Raw genomic sequence first — 2,239 nt, 5'->3', positions numbered from 1 at the left:
CCCCGCCGGGTGCGGCGCGCCCGGGGCACGACGCGCGCATCCGCGTGGCGGCACTGATCGACTATTATCTGCCGGGCTACAAGGCGGGCGGGGCCCTGCGCACGGTGGGCCACATGGCCGCCCAGCTGGCGGACGCGCTGGACTTTCACGTCATCAGCCGCGACCGCGACATGCTGGACACTGCAGCGTACTCCGGCCTGGTGCCCGGCGCCTGGTCCGCCGTGGCGGGCACGCCCGTGCGCTACCTGGCCCCGGGGGAGCGCGGCGCCGCCGCCGTGGCCCGCGCCCTCCGCGAGGCGCGGCCGGACGTGGTCTACCTGAACAGCGCTTTTTCGCCCGTCTTTACCCTGCAGCCGCTGGCGTGGCGCGCCCTGGGCCGCCTGCCGCGCGTGCCCGTGGTCGTGGCGCCGCGGGGCGAGCTCTCGGAGGGCGCGCTCTCGCTCAAGCGCGCCAAGAAGGTGGCGTTCCTGCGCCTGGCGCGCGCCACCGGATTGTACCGCGGCGTGCTGTGGCAGGCGTCGTCCTCCGTGGAGGCGGACGAGGTGCGGCAGTGGTTCGGGACGGACGCGCGCGTGCTCGTGGCGCCGGACCTTCGCGAGCAGGTGGACGCGGCGCCCGCGCGCCTGCCCGCGCCCAAGCGCGCGGGCGAGCTGCGGGCCGTCTTTCTTTCCCGCATCTCGGGGAAGAAGAACTTGGCGGGTGCCCTGCGGATGCTGGCCGGGCTGCGGGGCGACGTCTCGCTCACGGTCTACGGGCCCGTGGACGACCCGGCACACTGGGCGGAGTGCCAGGCCGTCATGGCGGGGCTCCCCGCCAACGTGCGGGTGGAGCACGCGGGCCCGCTGCGGCCGGAGCAGGTGAACGAGGCGCTCGCGGCCCACCACCTGTTCCTGTTTCCCACGCTGGGCGAGAACTTTGGCCACGTGGTGCTGGAGGCGCTGCTGGCCGGCCTGCCCGTGCTGACGAGCGACCGCACGCCGTGGGGCGGGCTGGAGGCGGCCGGCGCGGGATGGGCGCTGCCCCTGGAGCCGCCGGAGCGCTTCGTCTCCATTCTCCAGGCGTACGTGGACGCGGCGGGGGACGAGCACGCCCGCCGCTCCGCCGCCGCGCGCGCCTTCGGCGAGGCGGCCGCGCGCGACGCGTCCGTGCTGGAGGCGAACCTCGCCCTCTTTCGCCGTGCCGTGCGCGACGCGGCGCGATAGATTGCCGCCTTCGCCCGCGCCGCGCGGGGCGAAGGACGCGAATTCGTTGACCCTTGCGCTGCCGCGCCGATGCACCGGCGCGGCGGCGTTGTACCATATCGGGATTTTCACATGAAGCAGGTCCTGCAGCACGTCCGCTCCGGCAAGCTGGAGCTGGCCGAGGTCCCCGAGCCGGCGCCGCGCGCCAGCGGCGTGGTGGTGCGCAACGCCGCCTCGCTCATCAGCGCCGGCACGGAGAAGATGATCATCGACTTCGCCGGCAAGTCGCTGCTGGGCAAGGCCCGCGAGCGGCCGGACCTCGTGCGCCAGGTGGTGGACAAGGTGCGCAAGGACGGCCTGGGCCCCACCATGCAAACGGTGATGAGCCGGCTGGACCAGCCCATGGCCCTGGGCTACTCGTGCGCGGGCGTGGTGGAATCCGCCGGGCGGGGCGCGCCGGAGTTCCAGGCCGGCGACCGCGTGGCCTGCGCGGGGATGGGCTACGCGTCGCACGCGGCCGCCGTCTTTGTCCCCCGCAACCTCACGGTGCACATCCCCGACGGGGTGAGCTTCGAGGACGCCAGCTACGTCACCCTCGGCGCCATCGCCCTGCAGGGCGTGCGCGTGGCCGAGCCGCGGCTGGGCGAGACGGTGGCCGTCATCGGTCTGGGGCTGCTGGGACAGCTGACGGTGCAGATCCTTCGCGCGGCGGGGTGCCGCGTGGTGGGCATCGACCTGGACCCGTCCAAGGTGGCGCTCGCGAAGGAGCTGGGCGCGGAGCTGGCCGTCCTGCGCTCTGACGACGTGCACGGCGCCCTGGAGGCGTTCACGGGCGGCGTGGGCGCCGACAGCGTGATCGTGACGGCGGCGGCGGACAGCAACGACCCCATCGAGCTGGCGGGCGAGCTGTGCCGCGACCGGGGCATCGTCAGCATGGTGGGCGCCGTGCGGATGGACATCCCCCGCAAGGTGTACTACGACAAGGAGCTGCAGCTGCGCCTGTCCCGCTCGTACGGCCCCGGCCGCTACGACCCGGAGTACGAGGAGGGCGGCCGCGA

General features: G+C 74.3%; 2 protein-coding genes. Both read left to right on the top strand.

The window, feature by feature from the left end:
• Window positions 1-1,202 (top strand): glycosyltransferase (locus tag VFZ20_RS00965; RefSeq protein WP_329681937.1); only part of this gene is annotated, 1,202 nt, incomplete at its 5' end.
• Window positions 1,203-1,313: 111 nt separating this feature from the next.
• A partial coding sequence (locus VFZ20_RS00960; protein WP_329681936.1) for a zinc-binding alcohol dehydrogenase occupies window positions 1,314-2,239 on the top strand: 926 nt, incomplete at its 3' end.

It is taken from the genome of Longimicrobium sp. (assembly GCF_036280135.1).
Taxonomy (GTDB): Bacteria; Gemmatimonadota; Gemmatimonadetes; order Longimicrobiales; family Longimicrobiaceae; genus Longimicrobium.
Note: the sequence above shows the minus strand (reverse complement) of the source record. Positions and strands in the feature narration are given on the sequence as shown.